This is a genomic window from Micromonospora mangrovicola (assembly GCF_047200535.1).
Classification (GTDB): domain Bacteria; phylum Actinomycetota; class Actinomycetes; order Mycobacteriales; family Micromonosporaceae; genus Micromonospora.
In genome coordinates this window covers 17,114-35,971 of the sequence record NZ_JBJZOG010000004.1, presented here as the reverse complement: position 1 = coordinate 35,971, position 18,858 = coordinate 17,114, and the positions used below count along the sequence as shown (strand labels likewise).

16 protein-coding genes are annotated in these 18,858 nt (G+C 72.8%); 11 read left to right on the top strand and 5 right to left on the bottom strand.

Going from position 1 to position 18,858, the window contains the following annotated elements:
- Nucleotides 1–8 precede the first annotated feature (8 nt).
- Nucleotides 9–1,757: an ATP-binding protein gene (locus ACL02O_RS02660; protein ID WP_412816304.1), complete on the bottom strand. Its 1,749-nt coding sequence runs from the start codon at nt 1,755–1,757 to the stop codon at nt 9–11.
- 310 nt (nt 1,758–2,067) lie between these two features.
- Here ACL02O_RS02660 and ACL02O_RS02655 point away from each other — a divergent pair, with 310 nt between their 5' ends.
- Nucleotides 2,068–3,678: a hypothetical protein gene (locus tag ACL02O_RS02655; RefSeq protein ID WP_412816405.1), complete on the top strand. Its 1,611-nt coding sequence runs from the start codon at nt 2,068–2,070 to the stop codon at nt 3,676–3,678.
- A gap of 24 nt (nt 3,679–3,702) precedes the next feature.
- Here ACL02O_RS02655 and ACL02O_RS02650 read toward each other — a convergent pair whose 3' ends face one another.
- A complete protein-coding gene (locus ACL02O_RS02650) occupies nt 3,703–3,999 on the bottom strand; it encodes a DUF7144 family membrane protein (protein ID WP_412816303.1) in 297 nt (98 codons plus the stop codon).
- Between the two features lie 325 nt (nt 4,000–4,324).
- On the opposite strand from ACL02O_RS02650, the gene ACL02O_RS02645 reads away from it, so the two are divergent.
- On the top strand, nt 4,325–5,869 hold the full coding sequence (locus ACL02O_RS02645; RefSeq protein WP_412816302.1) for a M4 family metallopeptidase: 1,545 nt from the start codon (nt 4,325–4,327) through the stop codon (nt 5,867–5,869).
- Nucleotides 5,870–6,017: 148 nt separating this feature from the next.
- Here the strand turns inward: ACL02O_RS02645 and ACL02O_RS02640 are convergent, their stop codons facing one another.
- Nucleotides 6,018–6,851 carry an alpha/beta fold hydrolase gene (locus tag ACL02O_RS02640; protein ID WP_412816301.1) on the bottom strand — a complete coding sequence of 278 codons (834 nt, stop codon included), beginning with the start codon at nt 6,849–6,851 and terminating at the stop codon, nt 6,018–6,020.
- A gap of 72 nt (nt 6,852–6,923) precedes the next feature.
- Between ACL02O_RS02640 and ACL02O_RS02635 the strand changes: the two genes are divergently transcribed.
- Nucleotides 6,924–7,973 (top strand): sigma-70 family RNA polymerase sigma factor, encoded by a 1,050-nt coding sequence (locus ACL02O_RS02635; protein ID WP_412816300.1) that lies wholly within the window; start codon nt 6,924–6,926, stop codon nt 7,971–7,973.
- Nucleotides 7,974–8,007: 34 nt separating this feature from the next.
- Here the strand turns inward: ACL02O_RS02635 and ACL02O_RS02630 are convergent, their stop codons facing one another.
- Complete coding sequence (locus ACL02O_RS02630) at nt 8,008–8,793, bottom strand: pyrimidine reductase family protein (RefSeq protein ID WP_412816299.1); 786 nt, start codon at nt 8,791–8,793, stop codon at nt 8,008–8,010.
- Nucleotides 8,794–8,943: 150 nt separating this feature from the next.
- Between ACL02O_RS02630 and ACL02O_RS02625 the strand changes: the two genes are divergently transcribed.
- The 6 genes from ACL02O_RS02625 to ACL02O_RS02600 all read left to right on the top strand — a co-directional run bounded on the left by ACL02O_RS02625 (nt 8,944) and on the right by ACL02O_RS02600 (nt 15,629).
- Nucleotides 8,944–9,489 carry a plasmid pRiA4b ORF-3 family protein gene (locus tag ACL02O_RS02625; RefSeq protein ID WP_412816298.1) on the top strand — a complete coding sequence of 182 codons (546 nt, stop codon included), beginning with the start codon at nt 8,944–8,946 and terminating at the stop codon, nt 9,487–9,489.
- Between the two features lie 246 nt (nt 9,490–9,735).
- A complete protein-coding gene (locus tag ACL02O_RS02620; protein WP_412816297.1) occupies nt 9,736–11,049 on the top strand; it encodes an ABC transporter substrate-binding protein in 1,314 nt (437 codons plus the stop codon).
- Between the two features lie 124 nt (nt 11,050–11,173).
- Nucleotides 11,174–12,163: a carbohydrate ABC transporter permease gene (locus ACL02O_RS02615; protein WP_412816296.1), complete on the top strand. Its 990-nt coding sequence runs from the start codon at nt 11,174–11,176 to the stop codon at nt 12,161–12,163.
- A 13-nt stretch (nt 12,164–12,176) separates the two neighbouring features.
- The gene (locus ACL02O_RS02610) at nt 12,177–13,073 is read left to right on the top strand and encodes a carbohydrate ABC transporter permease (protein WP_412816295.1); all 897 of its coding nucleotides are present in this window, start codon (nt 12,177–12,179) and stop codon (nt 13,071–13,073) included.
- Nucleotides 13,070–14,503, top strand: a complete 1,434-nt coding sequence (locus tag ACL02O_RS02605; RefSeq protein ID WP_412816294.1) for a GH1 family beta-glucosidase — start codon at nt 13,070–13,072, stop codon at nt 14,501–14,503. The genes ACL02O_RS02610 and ACL02O_RS02605 overlap by 4 nt, the downstream gene beginning before the upstream one ends.
- 79 nt (nt 14,504–14,582) lie before the next feature.
- Complete coding sequence (locus tag ACL02O_RS02600; protein WP_412816293.1) at nt 14,583–15,629, top strand: LacI family DNA-binding transcriptional regulator; 1,047 nt, start codon at nt 14,583–14,585, stop codon at nt 15,627–15,629.
- 106 nt (nt 15,630–15,735) lie between these two features.
- Here the strand turns inward: ACL02O_RS02600 and ACL02O_RS02595 are convergent, their stop codons facing one another.
- Complete coding sequence (locus ACL02O_RS02595) at nt 15,736–16,812, bottom strand: phosphotransferase family protein (RefSeq protein ID WP_412816292.1); 1,077 nt, start codon at nt 16,810–16,812, stop codon at nt 15,736–15,738.
- A gap of 150 nt (nt 16,813–16,962) precedes the next feature.
- Here ACL02O_RS02595 and ACL02O_RS02590 point away from each other — a divergent pair, with 150 nt between their 5' ends.
- A complete protein-coding gene (locus ACL02O_RS02590; protein WP_412816291.1) occupies nt 16,963–17,667 on the top strand; it encodes an ACT domain-containing protein in 705 nt (234 codons plus the stop codon).
- 80 nt (nt 17,668–17,747) lie between these two features.
- A complete protein-coding gene (locus tag ACL02O_RS02585; protein WP_412816290.1) occupies nt 17,748–18,833 on the top strand; it encodes a GNAT family N-acetyltransferase in 1,086 nt (361 codons plus the stop codon).
- Nucleotides 18,834–18,858: the final 25 nt, after the last annotated feature.

Here is an 18,858-nt window from a genome sequence, read left to right as displayed (position 1 = left end):
GCCGCACCTCAGAACGGGATGTCGTCGTCGGAGTTGCCGGAGCCCACCACCGCGAACGGGTCGGCCGCCTGGGTGATCGAGCGGAGCGTCTCCGACGGCGCCCGGCCGGCCTCGGAGACCCGGGTGGCCCAGGCCGGGAAGGGGAACTCCAGGCACAGCGGCACCGGAATGTCCGGCTGGTTGACGAACATGGTGCCGGGCTTGGCCAGCAGCGCCCGCTGCCGTTGGGCGGGCGGGAGGAAGCCGTACTCGGGGCGGGACGCCTCGGCCGGGTCGAGCCGGCCGACCACCCGGATCGCCGAGTTGGTGACGATTCGCCGCTCCACCTCGCTGGCCGTCTGCTGCGCGCCGACCAGGATCACCCCGAGCGAGCGGCCCCGCTCGGCGATGTCGAGCAGCACCTCCTTGATGGGGGAGGAGCCCTCGCGTGGGGCGTACTTGTTGAGCTCGTCGAGGACCACGAAGAGCAGCGGCTTGGCGGTGCCGGCCTTCTCCTTGCGCTCGAACTCGCTCTTGAGCGTCACGCCGACCACGAAGCGCTGCGCCCGGTCCGGCAGATTGTGCAGGTCGACCACGGTGACCTGGGCGCTCTCCGCGGTGTTGATCGAGTGCGGGCGGCGGGCCGCCAGGTCGCCCCGGATGAGCCGGCCCAGGTCCTTCTTGCTGCCGATCAGCCGGCGGGCGAACGCGTTGACCGTGCCCAGGCCCACCGCGCTGCCCGCCCAGTCACCCCGGGTCTCGTCGTCGTTGAGCTGCTCGACGATGTGGTCGACCAGGTCGGCGTACGAGCCGAGCCGGACCCCGTCGATGCTCACCCCGCCGTCGGCGGGCTGGGCGTACCGGGCGAGGTGGGCGGCGACCGAGTGCACCACCATCGTGTACTGCTGCCGTTCGTCGTCGGCGTCGGCGAAGACGTACGGCAGGAGACGGTCGGCGCAGAACTCGCTCAGCGTCCAGTAGAAGCTGTCCACGCCGGTGAGCCGGCTGCTCACGTCCGGCGTGCCGGAGGAGTCGCCGACCCGGGGCGGCGCGTAGACCCGGACGTCCGGGAAGGCGCTGGCGGCCAGGCCGAGCTTCGCGTAGCCGGCCCGGGTGTCGTCGTCGAGCCGGGCGTTGGGGTGGTCGAGGAAGAGCAGGTCCTCGCCCTTGACGTTGAAGATGAGCGCCTTGGCGTTGACCGCGTCGCCGCCCAGCACCCCGGACCGGAAGACCGAGTAGAGCAGGAACGTGGCGAAGCTGGTCTTGGTGGCCACCCCGGAGATGCCGGAGATGGAGACGTGGGCGCCCCGGGTGCCGTCGAGGAAGTCGGCGTTCAGGTAGACCGGGACGCCGTCGCGGCCCATGCCCATCGGGATGCGGCGCTCCATCCGGTCGAAGTGCAGCGCCCGGGCCCGGGCGTCGCCCTCGGCCCGGTGCACCACCGCGCCCGGGGTGGGCGGCACGTAGAACTCCGGGTCGACCCGGGTGGTGGTGACCTCGGCGGCCTCCTGCACCTGGGCGGGCAGCGTGCCGTCGGCGATGGCGAACACGTCGGAGTCGAACTGCGCCCCCTCGTGCCGGGCGCGCACCTGGGTGACCACGCCGGCGATGGTCACCGGCTCGCGGTCGGGCAGCTCGCGGCGGGTCACCACCACGTCGTCGAGCTGCAGGTAGCGGCCGGGGGAGACCGCGGTCCAGAAGGTGAGCGGGGTGGCGTCGGCGGTGCCGAGCACCCGGCCGACACCGTCGCCGGGGCCGTCGATCAGGTCGTCGGTCATCGGCGTTCTCCGGTCGGCTGGTCGTCTCGCTGGCGGCGCACGACCTGCATCCTGCCCGAGGGATGCGACAGGTTGCCACGCGACGCGGCGGACGCCACGCGGAGATCCGGGTCCGGTGGCGCAGCGGCACCGCGCCGCAACCCTCCGTGTCCCGCGTGGTCGCCCGATCCGCCCCTTTGTCGGCCCGCTTCGCGAGATCCTGCAGAGAGGGTTCCGCGACCCGGGGCGGTTGGGGGGTCCGCGAGGCACGGCCCGGGAGTCGGGACAGCGAGTGGCGCGAGGAGCAGCCGTGGAGTCGACGCGTGGCCGGATGCGGGCGCTGTTGATCCTCGCCGCCGGACCCGCGGTGGTCGAGGAGGTCGTGCTGAACGCCGTCGGGTTCCACGCCGCCCGTGGCCTCGCCCCCCAGGTCACCGCGGTGTGGCCGTACGACTCCTACCACGACCTGCGGTGGCTGCTCGTCTACCACGACTCGTGGCCGACGTTCCTGTTCGGGCTGCTGGCCGTCACGCTCTTCCGGGGAGTGCTCACGGCCGGGCTCACCGCGCTGGCCTGGCCCGACGGCACGCCACGACCCCCGCTGGGCTGGCTCGTGCGGCGGAACCTCGAGGTGGCCGCGCTGGCTGCCGTGATCATCTCGCCGTGGGCGGTGCTCTCCGTGGCGTTCGCGGTGGTCGGTCTCTCCTGGTACCTGCTCGCCTCGCTGGTGCCGATGCTGCTGCTCACCCCGTTCCTGCAGCGGGCCGGCGTGGTCGGACGGTGGTGGCGCGGACTGCCCTCGATCGAACTGCTCGGGTGGTCGTTGCTGAACTTCGCGGTGCTCACGATCGCCGGTGCGGTCATCTCGGCCACGCCCGGCTGGTGGACGGTCGTGGTGTCCGGGCTCGCCGGGGTGGCGAACGGCCTGCTCTGGCGGCAGACCGTGGCCGCCGCCGCGGTGCCCCGCCGGGTGCGGTTGGCGCGGGTGCCGGTGGCGCCGATCGCGCTCGCGCTCATCCTCGTCGGCGCGGTGATGGCCCAGTCGTTGATCCACGTCGCGGTGGGCCGGTCGGGGGACTGGCGACCGCCGGTGCTCGCCACCCGGCTGCCCGAGCGGGTGCCGCACGCGATCATCGTGATCGCCGGGCACGACTCCAGCTGGGACGGCCGGCCTGCCGTTGACCCCCGGGTGGAGCGGTTCTCCTACCGGGGCCTCGACGCGAAGGGTCACCCCGTGGCCTACCGGGCCGAGGACACCCACCGGTCCGTCGCCTCCAGCACCGTCCTGCTCGCAGCCCAGATCGACCGGTTGCACCGCCGCACCGGCCGGCCGATCGCGCTGCTCGGCCAGAGCGAGGGCGCGATGGTCGCCCGCACCTATCTGGAGTTGCTGCCCCGGTCATCGGTCGAGGCGGTGCTGCTGTTCAGCCCGCTGGCGCAGCCGGGGCGGGCCTACTACCCGCCACCTGGGCACTCCGGCTGGGGGGTCGCCGCCGGCTGGGAGCTGCGCATCCTGTTCGCCCTGGCGAACCTGCCCCGCCGGGTGAAGAACAGCCCGGACGAGCCATTCGTACGTTCTGTACTAGCTGATGCGCCCTTCTACCGGAATCGCACCCTCTGCCCGGTGCCCGGAGTCCGGATGATCGCGTTCCTGCCGACCGTGACCGCCGCCGAGGCGCCACCGGGCGAGTACGCGCGGATCCCGGTCTACCAGCTCCCCGCCTTCCACGGCGGCCTGGTCGGCCGGCAGGCCGCCGAGGAACGGGTGGTCGACTTCCTGGCCGGTGACCTCACCAGTCGGCCGAGGCGGGAGTACGCGCTGTTCCAGCGGCTGGGCGCGGCCTGGCAGGCGCCTCCGCTGGTGCAGTCGCTCAACCCGATCTGGGCGGCGCACCGCGAGAACGACCCGGCCCTGACCGGCCGCATCTGCGACGCCCGCTGACCGGGCCGGCGACGGCCGGCGGCGTCAGGACGGGCTCGTCCGGGCGGGCGACGGGCGCCACCCGCGTCGCGCCGCGACGACCAGCGACCCGGTCAGGACGAGCGCGACCCCGATGCCGACGTTCAGCCCGGCCCAGGCGGTGATGTCGACCCGGTACAGGCCGTCCCGGGTCACCACCACGAACGGGTCCGACAGGGGCTCGGTGTAGGCGTTGACCACGTCCAGGAGGCCGGAGCCGATCAGCTGCCCGCCGGCGAGCCGTGCCGGCGAGGCGGACCCGGTGGTGCCGGAGCCCGGCCCGGCTGCCTGGAGTGAGCTCATTTGCCCAGGCTGCGAGGCTGGTGGCCGAGGACGGGCGGGATCACGGGCGGCCAAGGGCACCCGTTGCCCGGGGTCGGCCGGGTCCGGCGGTGGTGAACGGGCGGCGAAGATCCTGGAAAAAAATCTTGGCCGGAGGGCGTGACAGACATGGGCCTCATGACGCAAGAATGTGCAACACGCATCGAGGATCTTTCCTCCATCGATCCTGTGTGCGTCGTCACGCCCTGTCGCCTTGCGGGGACGTGGCGGACCTGCCGCCCTCACGGCGGGTCACCCGTCGGTCGGAACCCCCCCGACCGACAGTCCTAGTGAAGGTAGGAGCTCCATGCGTCGTACCACTCTCCTGGGCGGTCTGGCCACGGCCGCGCTGCTGGCCGCCGCCGGCGGCCTGCCGACCACCGCCTCCGCCGCCCCCGTGACCGGGGACGCGTTCACCCGCGCAGTCGCCCAGCTCAAGGCCCACTCGGGCAGCGCCCTCGTCGCCGCCGGCCAGACGTTCACCCTCCAGAACGTGCTGACCGACACCGACGGCACCGAGCACGTCCGGCTGCACCGCTACCAGGACGGCCTGCCGGTCCTGGGCGGCGACACGGTCGTGCACCTCGGCAAGGGCAACACCTGGCGCGGCGCCAGCCAGACCCTCGCCGCCGCACCCACCCGGGGCGCCAGGGCGAAGGTCAGCGAGGCGGCCGCCAGCCGCACCGCGCTCGCCGCCTCCACCGCCGCCGGCGCCACGATCGACGGCAGCCAGCTCGTCTACGACGCCGACGGCGCCAGCACCGCGCTGGCGTACCAGGTCGTGGTGAGCGGCGTCCGCGCCGACGGGACCCCGAGCCGGCTCAACGTGCTGGTCGACGCCACCACCGGCAAGGTCCGCGACGCCTGGGACGCGATCCAGACCGACGGCACCGGCAACACCTTCCACTCCGGCTCGGTCGCGGTGGGCACCACCCTCTCGGGCGGCGCCTACCAGCTCAACGATGGCGCCCGGGGCGGCCACAAGACGTACAACCTCAACGGTGGCACCAGTGGCACCGGCACCCTGGTCACCAGCACCTCGAACGTCTTCGGTGACGGCACCCTGGGCAACCCGGTGACCACCGCCGCCGACGCGCACTACGGCGCCGCAGTGACCTGGGACTACTACAAGAACACCTTCGGCCGCAACGGCATCCGCAACGACGGTGTCGCCGCGTACAGCCGGGTGCACTACAGCAGCAACTACGTCAACGCGTTCTGGAGCGACTCCTGCTTCTGCATGACCTACGGTGACGGTGACGCCTCCCAGGGCTGGACCCCGCTCACCTCGCTGGACGTCGCCGGGCACGAGATGAGCCACGGCGTCACCAGCAACACCGCCGGCCTGCGTTACAGCGGCGAGTCCGGCGGCCTCAACGAGGCCACCAGCGACATCTTCGGCACCATGGTCGAGTTCTACGCCGCCAACAGCAACGACCCGGGTGACTACCTGATCGGCGAGGAGCTGCGCACCAACGGCACCCCGCTGCGCTGGATGGACCAGCCGTCCAAGGACGGCGCGTCCGCCGACTGCTACAGCAACCAGATCAAGGGGCTGGACGTCCACTACTCCTCCGGGGTGGCCAACCACTTCTTCTACCTGCTCGCGGTCGGCAGCGGCGCGTCGTCGTACGGCAACAGCCCGACCTGCAACGGCAGCACCGTGAGCGGCATCGGCAACGCCAAGGCCGGCGCCATCTGGTACCGCGCGCTCACCGTGTACATGACCTCGCGCACCGGCTACTCGGGTGCCCGCACCGCCACCCTGTCGGCTGCCAAGGACCTGTACGGCACCGGCAGCGCCGAGTACAACACCGTGGCCGCCGCCTGGTCGGCCGTCTCGGTCAACTGATCGCCTGATCCGGCGCCGGCGGACTCCTCCGCCGTCGACGCCGGAGGAGAGCGCTGCGCGATCGCGGGCGCGGGACGCCTCGGCATCCCGCGCCCGTCGTCGTGACGGAGCCCCGGCCGGTGCGCGTCCACCGGCCGGCCCGCGCGGCTCAGGTCGCGGCCAGCACCTCGCGCAGTCGGGCGGCGAAGGCGGCCGGATCCTCCACGAAGCCGATGTGCCCGCCGGGGAACATCGTCGGGGCCGTGCCCAGCGCCGTGGCGAGCGCCCGCGAGGTCGGATCGCAGACCTGCCCGGTCGAGGTCTCCCCGAGGCCGACGACGACCCGGACCGGCGCCCCGCGCAGCGCCGCGACGTCGGGCCGGAACCGGGTGGTCCCCCGGATCATGTGCACGTACTGGAAATGCTCGTCGGCGACCGCCTGGGGGGTGAGTTCGCCGCCGTACATGGCCAGGACCATCTCCTCCGGCAGGTGAATGTCGGCGTTGGCGAGGAACTTGCGCCCGGCGCCGAGCCGGTCCCCGGCGAGGTAGGTGGCGATCATGTCGTCCTCCCGGGCGAGCCGTTCGCTCCGGTCCTCGAGTAGTCCGAGCAGCGGCGGTTCGTGCGCGACGACCGTGTGCACCTGCTCGGGGTGGGCCTGGGCGAGCGCGAGGACGGTCACCGCACCACCGCTGGATCCGAGCACGGCGGCCGGCCCGGCGTCGAGGTGGGTGATGAGCCGCGACACGTCGTCCGCCCGCAGCTCGGGGGTCGAGTCCTGGTGCGGGTCGTGCAGGACGCTGCGGTGGATCCCGCGCGGGTCGGTGGTCAGCACGGTGTGCTCCGTGGCCAGCAGGTCGGCCAGCGGCGCGAAGGCCGCGGCATCCATCGGGGCGGCGACCAGGGCCAGCAGCGGTCCCTGTCCGCGTACCTCGTAGTAGAGCCGGCCGTCGGGTACCTCCAGTGTGCCGGTGCTGACGTGCGTGGTGGACGTGCCGCTCATCGGATCCTCCGAATTCATGGCGAGTGAGCCGTTCACCTTCCAGACTCGGCTGATGCGGCAGAATCGTCGCTCGTGAGCGTCACTTCCGCGAGCGCCGCCCGATCGCCCGAGCCGGCCGGGACGGGTGTGGTCGACGAGGCCGCCTTCACCGCGCTCGTCGCACCGCTGCGCCGGGAACTGCACGCCCACTGCTACCGGATGCTCGGCTCGGTCCACGACGCGGACGACGCCCTCCAGGACACCCTGCTGCGGGCCTGGCGCGGGCTGCCCGGCTTCGCGGGACGCGGCTCACTGCGCTCGTGGCTGTACACCGTGGCGACCCGGGTCTGCCTGGACGCCGTCGCCGGCCGCGCCCGGCGGGCCCTGCCGGTCGACCTCGGCCCGGCCAGCGACCGCGCCGTCCCGGACAACCACCCGGACCAGGACGTCGCCTGGCTCGGTCCGTACCCCGACGCCGGCCTCGCCGCCGCGCCGCTCGCCCCGGACGCCCGGTACGAGCAGCGTGAGGCCGTGGAGCTGGCCTTCGTCGCCGCGGTGCAGCACCTGCCGGGCAACCAGCGGGCCGCGTTGCTGCTCTTCGACGTGCTCGGCTACTCCGCCGCCGAGATCGCGGACCTGATGGGCGCCTCCGTCACCGCGGTGAACTCGGCCCTCGCCCGGGCCCGCCGGGTGCTCGCCGAGCGGCTCCCGGCCACGACCCAGCAGCGGACCCTGCGCGCGCTCGGCGACGCCCGGCTGCGGGAGGTCGTCGACCGGTACGTCACCGCCCTGCAGGACGGTGACGCCGCCGCCCTGGTCGCCCTGCTCACCGAGGACGTCACCTGGTCGATGCCACCGATGCCGCACTGGTACCGGGGGATCGAGGCGGTGCTGGACTTCGCCCGGTCGGCGCCGCTGGGCCCGTGCGGCAGTTGGCGGCACCTGTCGACCGGCGCCAACGGCCAGCTCGCCGTCGCCGCCTACCTGCGCCGGGAGGCGAGCGGTCCGTACCTGCCGTGGTCGATCGACGTGCTGACCCTGCGGGACGAGCGGATCACCGGAATCACCTCGTTCGTGGGTGCGGCGTACCTCGCGGCCTTCGGGCTGCCCGCCACGCTGCCGCCGGATCCGGCGTCCGGCTGACCCGCGCGGTCGTCCGGGACGTCGCGCGGCCCGGTCAGGCGGCGGGGGCGGCGCCGGCGGGCGGCGGGTCGCCCGGGTCGCGGGCGTAACGGAGCATCAGCACGCCGTCGTCGGCGGCGAGCACGTGGCGCAGTGGCAGGTGACGGGGCGTGCTGCTGTCCCCGGCGGTGATCCGGCCCGGCCCTGCGCCGGCGAGCAGCGGAGCGACGGTCAGGCAGAGTTCGTCCACCTGGCCGGCGGCGGTCAGCGCGCCGAAGAGGTGCGGGCCGCCTTCGCAGAGCAGTTGGTCCAGCCCTCGACGGCGTAGCTCGGCGAGGCCCGCGGCGAGGTCGACCCGCTCCGCGCCGCAGCGGACGAGGTCGGCCACCGCGGTCAGCCCGGGTGGCGGGTCGACCCCGGCGCGGGTCAGCACCAGCGGCCGGACCGGCGCGTCGGCGAAGCATGCCTGGGTCGGGTCCAGGTCCAGCGAACCGGAGACCACCACCAGGGTGGGGTACTCGGTCAGGCCGTTCGCCCGTCGCCAGGCCCGGCGGTCCTCGCTCAGCCGGACCGCCCGGTAGCCCTCGTGGCGCAGCGTGCCGGCGGCCACCACCAGCCCGTCGCAGAGCATCCGGAGCAGGCCGAAGACCCGCTTGTCCGGTTCCCCGGACAGCCCGGCGGAGTAGCTCTGGAGGGTGACCGCGCCGTCGGCGCTGGCCACGAAGTTCACCCGCAGGTGGGGCCGGTCGGCGCGGCCGTAGAGCGCGGCCAGCTCGGGGTCGTTCAGCGGACCGGTCGCGGGCGTCGGCCAGACCCGCGATATCGCCGTTCCGACGCTCATTCGCCGGCCGGACCGGTGACCGGAGGGGTGGGTTCGGGGGTACGGTGCTGGCAGTCGCACCACTTCCGGCCAGGACAGTCGTCGTGCCGTCGCTCCCGGCACGCTCGGCAGATCATGCTGGCAGCCTATGCCGAGGGAGGATGGGACAGCATGTCGCGGCAGATCTTCCAGCTCAAGATGTCCCTCGCCGGGGCTCGGCCGCCGGTGTGGCGGCGGGTGCTGGTTCCCGGCGGCTACACCCTGGACCGCGTGCACCGGGTGGTGCAGCACGCGATGGGCTGGCGGGACTGCCGCCTGCACTCGTTTGAGATCGACGGACGTCAGTACGGCGAGCCCGATCCGGACGGCGAGCTGGCGGTCCGGGACGAGTTGGACGTCCGGTTGGACGCGGTGGTGGGCAAGGGCAGTCGGGTCCGGTACGTCTACGACTTCGGGGACTGGTGGGAGCACGACCTGCTGGTGGAGGACGTCTGCACCGCCGACCCGGACGAGCGCTACCCGGTCTGCGTCGAGGGGGAGCGGGCCTGCCCGCCCGAGGGCGTGGGCGGCCCGATCGGCCACGCCGTCCTGCTGGCCGCCCTCGCCGACCCGGAGCACCCGGAGCGCCGGGCGATGCGCGAGTGGGCGGGCCCCGGGTTCGATCCGGCCGCCTTCGACGCCGCCCGGGCCACCACCCTGCTGCGCCGCTTCTGCTGATCCGATCAACCGACGGCACGTCGGGGAATCGACGCGGTAACGATCTGGGAACGCTCCCATCGGTCTATTGACACCCCTGACACCTGCCGGCAATCTCATGGGAGCGCTCCCGCGAGTGGCGTGGATCTCATCCCTGCCCGCTCGCGGGGTCGTCGTCGATGACCGGTCCGGTCGAGGACGGCGAGCCCGCGCGACAGCACCCCCCACCACACAGATATCGCCTCACCACCGAAAGAGGGGTCTCGGATGAGCGTCCCATTCCGCCGTCGGCGGCTCGCGGCCATCGCGCTCGCGTCCGTCGCGGTGATCGCCACCGCCACCGCCTGCGGCGACGACTCGTCGGACAGCGGCAAGAGCGACGGCCCGGTCACCCTGGTCGTCGACGTCTTCGGCGACCAGGGCTTCGGCTACGACGAGCTGTACAAGCAGTACGAAGCGGATCACCCGAACGTCAAGATCCAGGAGCGCGGCAAGGGTCTCGGCCTCGGTGACTACAACACCCGGCTCACCCAGCAGATCACCGCTGGCGCCGGGGCGGGTGACGTCGTCGCCCTGGAGGAGGGCACGATCGTCCAGTTCTTCGCCCAGGCCGACAAGTTCGTGAACCTCGCCGACCACGGGGCGAACGACCTCAAGGGCAACTTCCTGCCGTGGAAGTGGGAGCAGGGCACCACCCCCGACGGCAAGGTGCTGGGCCTCGGCACCGACGTCGGCTCGATGGCGCTGTGCTACCGCAGCGACCTGTTCAAGGCCGCCGGCCTGCCCACCGACCGGGAGCAGGTCGCCGCGCTCTGGCCGACCTGGGACCAGTTCATCGCCACCGGGCAGAAGTTCGCCGCCGCCGACAAGAAGGACAAGTTCGTCGACTCGGCGACCAACTTCTACAACGTGGTGCTCATGCAGACCGCGGGCGCCGGCACCGGCTACACCTACTTCGACAAGAGCAACAAGCTGGTGATCGGCGAGAACCCCGACGTGAAGTCGGCGTTCGACCTGACCACCAAGATGGTCAGTGCGGGGCTGTCCAACAACCTGAAGTCCTTCTCCAACGAGTGGAACGCCGGGTTCAAGAACGCCACCTTCGCCACCATCGCCTGCCCGGCCTGGATGACCGGTGTCATCAAGGGCCAGGCCGGTGACGAGGCCGCCGGCAAGTGGGACATCGCCAAGGCGCCGGGCAACGGCGGCAACTGGGGCGGCTCCTTCCTGGCCGTGCCCAAGTCGAGCAAGCACGCCAAGGAGGCCGCCGAGCTGGCCAAGTTCCTGACCAGCGCCAAGGGGCAGATCGAGGCGTTCAAGAAGGTCGGCAACCTGCCGTCCTCGCCGCAGGCCCTCGCCGACCCGGCCGTGGCCGACTCGACCAACGACTACTTCAGCAAGGCCCCGGTCGGCAAGATCTTCGCCAGCGGCGCCAGCGATCTGAAGCCGGTCTACCTCGGCCCGAAGAACCAGGCGGTCCGGGACGCGGTCGAGAACGCGCTGCGCAGCGTCGAGCAGGGCAAGGCGGCCGACGCCGCCTGGCAGGACGCGCTGAAGAACGGCGAGGCGGCGGGCAGGTAGCCCGGCCACGGCCAGTCACGGGTGGTGCCGACCGGGAGCAGACCGGCGGCACCACCCGTGATCCCGCGTCGGAGCCCGTGACCCGGTGCCGTCGCGTCGGCGCCACTCACCCGAAGGAACGTCCATGAGCCTCCCACTCGACACCGCCGCACCGCCCGGCTCCGCCCGCCGGCCGCCGTCCCCGGCCGCGCACCGGCGTCCCCCGGTCGGCCGCCTGCTCAACCGGCTGGACATCCGTTACACGCCGTACCTGTTCGTGCTTCCGTTCTTCGTCATCTTCGCGATCTTCGGCGTCTACCCGATCGCCTACACGTTCTGGATCGCGATGACCGACCGGTCACCGCTCAACTCCTCGATCAGCTTCGTCGGCCTGGACAACTTCGTCGAGCTGCTCACCGACGACCCGCAGTTCTGGAACGCGGTGGTGAACACCTTCGGGATGTTCCTCCTGTCCACCGTGCCGCAGCTGCTGCTGGCACTGCTGCTGGCCAACGCGCTGAACCGGCGCATCCGCGGCCAGATGTTCTTCCGGCTGGCCATCGCCATGCCGATCATCACCTCGACCGCCGTGGTCGCGCTCGTCTTCTCGATGATCTACGCCCGGGAGTTCGGGCTGATCAACTGGCTGCTCGACCTGGTGGGGCTCGGGCCGGTCGACTGGCGGGCGGGCCGCTTCGCCTCCTGGTTCGCCATCTCGACCATGGTCGACTGGCGGTGGGTCGGCTACAACGCCCTGATCTACCTGGCCGCCATGCAGTCCATCAGCAAGGACATGTACGAGGCCGCCGAGCTGGACGGGGCCTCCCGCGGTCGCCAGTTCTGGTCGATCACGATCCCGCAGCTCCGCCCGACGATCATCTTCACCCTGATCATCTCCACCATCGGCGGGCTGCAACTCTTCACCGAGCCGTTGATGTTCACCAGTGGATCCGGTGCCCTCTCCGGCGGCACCGAGGGGCAGTTCCAGACCATCACCATGTACCTGCTCGACGTGATGAACCAGCGGTTCCGCTGGGGGTACGCCGGTGCCGTGGCGCTGATGCTCTTCCTGCTGATCGCCGTCTTCTCGTTCATCAACTACCTGCTGGCCCGCCGGATCAGCTCCGACAAGTGAGGGTGGCGTATCCATGACCAGTACCACGCTGCACCCGCCCGTACCGCCGGCGGCGAGGACCCCGGTTCGGCGCCGCGCCGACCGGCTCTGGGCGGCGAGCCCGCTGACCCGGGTCGGGCTCGTCCTCGGGGTGACCCTCTCGCTCTTCCCGTTCTACTGGATGATCGTGATCGCCTCGCGGACCAACGACGCGGCCAACTCCTGGCCCCCGCCGTTCCTGCCCGGCGGCAAGCTCGGCGAGAACGTCCAGCGGGTGCTCGCCAACGGTGACGCCAACATCGTCAAGGGGCTGCTGAACTCGTTCCTGGTCTCCGGGACGATCACCGTCGCCACCGTATTCTTCGGCTCCCTCGCGGGCTTCGCCTTCGCCAAGCTCCGGTTCCGCGGCAAGAACGCGCTGCTGCTGATCATCCTCACCTCGATGATGGTGCCCATCCAGCTCGGCGTGCTCCCGCTCTACATCCTGATGGCCAAGCTCGAATGGCTCAACCGGATGCCCTCGGTGACCGTGCCCTTCCTGATCAGCGGCTTCGGGATCTTCATGATGCGCCAGTACGCCGAGCAGGCCGTCCCGAACGAGCTGATCGAGGCCGCCCGGGTGGACGGCTGCTCGACCTGGAAGGTGTACTGGCACGTGGTGGCGCCCGCCCTGCGCCCGGCCGCCGCGGTGCTCGGCCTGCTCACCTTCATGGAACAGTGGAACCAGTTCTTCTGGCCCTTCGTGGTGCTGGCCGACCCGGCCAACCCGACCGTCCAGATCTCCCTACGCAGCCTCAACACCGCGTACTTCGCCGACAACTCGCAGATCTTCGCCGGTACGTTGATCGCGACCCTGCCCCTGTTCATCGTGTTCGTACTGTTCGGCCGCCAGATCATCGGCGGAATCATGGAAGGCGCCGTCAAGTCGTGAGCAACCCAGCCAGCCCGCCCGCCGTCGTGGTCCTCGACCAGGGCCCGGAAGCGACCTTCCCGCCCGGCTTCCTGTGGGGCGCGGCCACCGCCGCGTACCAGATCGAGGGCGCGGCGACCGAGGGCGGCCGGACCCCGTCGATCTGGGACACCTTCAGCCACACGGAGGGCCGGACGGTGGCCGGGCACACCGGGGACGTGGCCTGCGACCATTACCACCGGATGCCCGAGGACGTGCGGCTGATGGCCGACCTGGGCCTGAAGTCGTACCGCTTCTCGGTCTCCTGGCCCCGGGTGCAGCCCGGCGGCACCGGCCCGGCCAACCAGGAGGGGATGGACTTCTACCGACGGCTCGTCGACGAACTGCTGGCCCACGGCATCGAGCCCTGGCTGACCCTCTACCACTGGGACCTGCCGCAGCCGCTGGAGGACGCCGGGGGCTGGCCGGCGCGGGACACCGCCGCCCGGTTCGCCGACTACGCCCAACTCGTCGCGGACACCCTCGGCGACCGGGTGCGGTACGTCACCACCCTGAACGAGCCGTGGTGCTCGGCGTTCCTCGGCTACGGCTCCGGGGTGCACGCGCCGGGCCGGTCGGACGGGGCGGACGCCGTCCGGGCCGGGCACCACCTGATGCTCGGGCACGGGCTGGCCGTGCAGGCGCTGCGGGCGTCCCGGCCGGAGGCCCAGCTCGGCATCACGGTCAACCTCTACCCGGTCACCCCGGCCAGCGGCTCGCCCGAGGACGCCGACGCCGCCCGGCGCATCGACGCCCTGGCCAACCGGTTCTTCCTCGACCCGGTGCTGCGCGGGGCGTACCCGGCGGACCTGCAGGCCGACCTGCGGGGGATCACCGACTTCGGGCACGTCCGGGACGGTGACCTGGCGGTCGTCTCGACCCCGCTGGACCTGGTGGGCGTCAACTACTACAGCCGGCACGTGGTCGCCGCGCCGGCCGAGGGGGTCGAACGGGAGACGTACTGGCGGGCCCCCTCGTGCTGGCCGGCCAGCCAGGACGTCCGGTTCGTCACCCGCGGTGTCCCGGTGACCGACATGGACTGGGAGATCGACGCCCCCGGCCTGGTGGAGACCCTGGAGCGGGTCCACCGGGACTACACCGACCTGCCGCTCTACGTCACCGAGAACGGCTCCGCCTTCGTCGACACGGTGGTCGACGGTCGGGTCGACGACCCCGACCGGCTGGCGTACTTCGACGCGCACCTGCGCGCGGCGCACGCCGCGATCAGCGCCGGTGTGCCGCTGAAGGGATACTTCGCCTGGTCGTTGATGGACAACTTCGAGTGGGCCTGGGGCTACACGAAGCGGTTCGGGATGGTCCACGTCGACTACGACAGCCAGACCCGGACCCCCAAGTCCAGCGCCCGGTGGTACGCCGAGGTGATCCGACGCAACGGCCTGGCCGCACAATAGGCTGGGCCAGCCAGTAACGGGCGGCCCGGCGCCGACGCCTCAACAGGTGCCGGGCCGCCCGACGTCGGAGGAGCAGAGGATGACAACGCAGCGCACGCGGTCGCTCGGGCGCCCGACCCTCGACGCGGTCGCCGCCCGCGCCGGCGTCGGGCGCGGCACGGTCTCCCGCGTGGTCAACGGATCGCCCCAGGTCAGCCCAGAGGCCAGGGCCGCCGTCCAGCAGGCGATCGCCGAGCTGGGATACGTACCCAACCGGGCCGCCCGGGCGCTGGTCACCCAGCGGACCGACTCGGTGGCGCTGGTGGTCTCCGAGTCGGGGGAGCGGGTCTTCACCGAGCCGTTCTTCGCCGCGATCGTCCGGGGCGTCAGCTCCGGGCTGCTGGAGACCCCGATGCAGCTCTGGCTCGCCATGGTGCAGTCGCCGATCGAGCGGGAACGGGTCGAGCACCACCTGACCAACCAGCACGTGGACGGGGTGCTGCTGCTCTCGCTGCACGACGCGGACCCGCTGCCCACCCTGCTGGAGGAGCGTGGCCTGCCCGCCGTGCTCGGCGGCCGGCCGGCCCGGATGCTGCACCCGGACGCCCAGCCCGCCTGGTTCGTCGACGTGGACAACGTCGGCGGCGCCCGGCAGGCGGTGGAGCACCTCTTCGCCCGCGGCCGGCGGCGGGTCGCCACCATCGCCGGCCCGCAGGACATGGGCGCCGGCCTGGCCCGGTTGTCCGGCTACAAGGAGGCGGTCCGCGCCGCGGGCCGCAGCGTCGACCCGGACCTGATCGCGTACGGGGACTTCAGCGAGGGCAGTGGCAGCGCCGGCATGCGCCGGCTGCTGGAGGTCTGCCCCGACCTGGACGCCGTCTTCGTCGCCTCCGACCTGATGGCCTTCGGCGCGCTGCGTACGCTGCGCGAGGCCGGCCGCCGGGTGCCCGAGGACGTGGCGGTGATCGGCTTCGACGACGCCCCGATCGCCCGGCAGGCCGAGCCGCCGCTCACCACGGTCTTCCAGCCGGTGGAGGAGATGGGTCGGCAGATGGCCCGCCTGCTGGTCTCCCGCATCCGCGGCGACGAGGTCCCCTCCCCGCACGTCCTGCTCGACACCAAGCTCATCCACCGCGCCTCCGCCTAACCCGACCCCGCGCTCCCCTGCAAATTCACGGAAAGCGTGGTCATGCCGCGTGGAATGAGCACTCTTTCCGTGAATCAGCGGGCGACGGGCGGGTTAGGCGCGGGCGTCACTTCTCCCGGACCGCGTGCAGGCCGTGCTCGACCAGCGGCGCCACCATGTCGCCGATCCGGTCGAAGCCCCCGCCGAGCGTTTGCCCGAGGGTGTGCCGGTAGTGGATCCCCTCGCAGATCACCGCGAGCTTGAAACAGCCGAGCGCCACGTGCCAGTGCAGCGGCCCGACGTCGACGTCGCTGCGCCCGGCGTAGCGGTCGATCAGCTCGGCCCCGCTCGGGAAGCCGGCCCGGGGACCGATGCCGTCGGCCACCGGGTTGCCCTCGGCGAGGTCGCTGTCGCCGAGCACGCTCCAGTACGTCAGCAGCAGCCCCAGGTCGGCGAGAGGATCGCCGAGGGTGGCCATCTCCCAGTCGAGGACCGCCCGGACGGCGACCGGGTCGACCACGGCGAGCAGGTTGTCCAGCCGGTAGTCGCCGTGCACGATCCGGCCGGCGTTCGCGCCCTCCGGCACGCTGCCGCCGAGCGCGTCGCGCAGTTCGTCGATGCCGGGCAGCGGGCGGCTGCGGGAGCGGTCCAGTTGGCCGGCCCAGCGGCGGACCTGCCGGGCCAGGTAGCCCTCGGGGTGGCCGAAGTCGGCCAGCCCGACCTCGGCCGGGTCGACCATGTGCAGCGCGGCGAGGGTGTCCATCATCGCCATGGCCAGCTCGCGCCGCTGCCCGGCGGTGAGCGGGTCGGTCTGCGCGCGGCGGCGGTAGACCTCGCCGTCGACCTTCTCCATCAGGTAGAACGGAGCGCCGATCACGTCGGGGTCGGCGCAGAGCAGCAGCGCGGCGGGGACCGGCACGTCGGTGGGGGCCAGCGCGGAGATCACCCGGTGCTCCCGGGCCATGTCGTGCGCGGTGGCCAGCACGTGCCCGAGCGGTGGCCGGCGCAGCACCACCTCGCGGTCGCCGGCGCGCAGCAGGTACGTGAGGTTCGACTTGCCTCCGGCGATCAGCCGGGCCGACAGCGGGGCGGTGGCCAGCTCGGGCCGGTGCGCGGCCAGGTACGCGCCGAGCCGGTCCAGGTCGAGCCCGCGCGGGGCCGAACCGGTCGGGGGCTGCGCTGCGTCGACGGCCGGATCGGTCATCCGGTTAGTTGATGGCAGCTCAGCCTTCTTGTCAAGGTCGGATTTTCCCGGCGGGACATGGCACTGCAACAGGGGCGAAATGGTCAGCCGGCAGGCTGGGGCCCAGCCTGCCGGCCGCCGCGGTCGGCCCGCCGAGCGGAGGGACCAGACATGCTGCTGAGAGTTCGGGTGACCCTGCCGGACCGGCCCGGCACGCTCGGCCAGGTGGCCCGGACACTCGGCGTCTCCGGTGCCGACATCGTCCAGGTGGTGGTGCTGGAGCGGCTCGGCGGTCGGGCGGTGGACGACTTCACCGTGGTGTGGCCGGGCGCGGCGCGGGTGGAACGCCTGCTGGCCGGCCTGGCCGCGATCCCCGGCGTACGGGTGGACGGGGTGTGGCGGGCGATCGGCGCGCCGACCACCGGGGGCCAGGACGCCGAGCTGCTCGCCCAGGTCGCGGCGAACCCGACCGAAGGGGTCGCCACCGTCGTCGACGCGGTGCCCGGGCTGCTCGCCGCGGACTGGGCGGTGGCCGCGGTCGTGCCGCTGGACTGGGCCGCGCGCAGCGGCGGCGCGGGCGAGGCGACGGTCGGGCACGCGAGCTGGCGGGCCCCGGTCCCGCCCCGGTTGCCGGAGGTGACCCCGCTGCGAGCCCGCTCGATGACCAGCCCCGAGGGGCACCACTACGCGGTCGCGCCGTTCGGTCGGGCCGGTCTGGTGCTGGTGGTGGCGCGGGACCACAGCGAGCCTCTCGCGGCCGCCGCGTTCCACTCCACCGAGGTGGACCGGCTGGCCCAGCTGGTCCGGGCCAGCGCGGTGATCCTGGGTGACCGGCTGGACCTGGTCGGTGCCCCTCCGGTGACCACCATCACCTGACCCGTCCCACCGTTTCACCCGTGGGCAACGGGCGCGCAACAGGCGGCCGGCAGGGTGGTGACCGGCGAAGGGAGCGAACCATGGCGCTGTGGCGGATCCGAGCCACCGTGGACGACCGGCCGGGCTACCTGTCGGTCCTCACGGCGAGCCTCGCGTTGCGCGGGGTCAACATCCTGACCGTGCAGGTGCACACCACCGAGGTGGGGGCCGTCGACGACTTCCTCGTCGACGCGCCCGACCAGGTCACCGAGGCCGACCTGCGGGCGGCCGTCGAGCGGGGCCGGGGCCGGGACTGCTGGGTCGCGCGCAGCGAGGCGCGTGGACTGGCCGACCAGCCCACCCGGGTGCTCGGCCTGGCCACCCGGCTGGTCCGGGAGCCGGACGCGGCCGGCGAGGCGCTGCGCGCCCTGCTCGGCGCGGACGAGGTGACCTGGCGGCCCGCGTCGCCCGCCCCGCTCGGCGGGGTGGGCGCCACCACGATGGTGCTGGCCGACCCGTCGGGCGGCTCGTACGAGCTGCGCCGCCGGGAGCCCAGCTTCACCCCGGCCGAGTACGCCCGGGCCCAGGCGCTGGCCGAGCTCGCCGCGAGCGCCGCCCGCCGGGACGCCGACCGGGTCACCCTGGTGCTGCCGGACGCGTCGGAGGTGCTGGTCCGGCCGGCCACCGCCGAGGACGTGACCGGTGTGGTGGAGCTGCACGAGAGCTGCTCGGCCCGGAGCCGGCAGCGGCGTTACCTCAGCGGTGCCGCATGGCCGTCGCCGGCCCGGCTGCGCCGGCTGCTGGAGCCGACCCAGGGCCTCACCCTGGTCGCCACGACCGGCCCCGGCGGGGACGCGGCGCCGGTTGTCGCGATGGCCAACCTCCTCGGTGAGGGGGACGAGGCGGAGGTGGCGCTGCTGGTCCGGGACGACTGGCAGCGGCGCGGGCTCGGTTCGGCGCTGCTGCGGCGGCTGGTCGGGCACGCCGAGCGGGCCGGCTACGCCGCCGTGCTCCTGCACGTGCAGGCGGAGAACACGCCGATGCTGCGCGCCCTACGTCGGCTCGACCGGCCGGCGGCGGTGGACCGGGACGGCGCCGTGCTGACCGTGACGGTGCCGCTGGTGGCCGCTCCGGCCCCGCTGCCCCGACAGGTCGACGCGACCGCCCGGACCCACCGGGCGCACTGAGCCGAGGGTCGCCCGCCGCGACACC